1 protein-coding gene is annotated in these 271 nt (G+C 66.1%); it reads right to left on the bottom strand.

Annotation, left to right across the window (positions count from 1 at the left end):
- On the bottom strand, window positions 1–200 hold a 200-nt coding region (locus CVH10_RS20670), incomplete at its 3' end, for a hypothetical protein (protein ID WP_106489421.1).
- Window positions 201–271 lie beyond the last annotated feature (71 nt).

Genomic DNA, 271 nt, shown 5'->3' with positions numbered 1-271 from the left:
GCGCTGGCTTCCTTCGCGGGCACACCGGCACCGAAGATGCCCATGACGAGCGCCGCAGCGATCGTCATTGCCCCAACGCCTAAGCCGGCGCGCGCCGCTGGACGTGCGGCGACCCGCGCCAGCACGCGATCTTCCATGCCATCAAGGCTCGCGGGCACGGGTGCTTGCGCCAGCCTCATCAATACTGCGTCGAGGTCCATGTCGTTCACTCCACCCCTCTAGCATGGATTACGCAAGCGACGCGCCCATCCCTCAAATCCATCCGTGAGGG

The organism is Halomonas sp. ND22Bw, assembly GCF_003011945.1.
Taxonomy (GTDB): domain Bacteria; phylum Pseudomonadota; class Gammaproteobacteria; order Pseudomonadales; family Halomonadaceae; genus Halomonas; species Halomonas halophila.
Note: the sequence above shows the minus strand (reverse complement) of the source record. Positions and strands in the feature narration are given on the sequence as shown.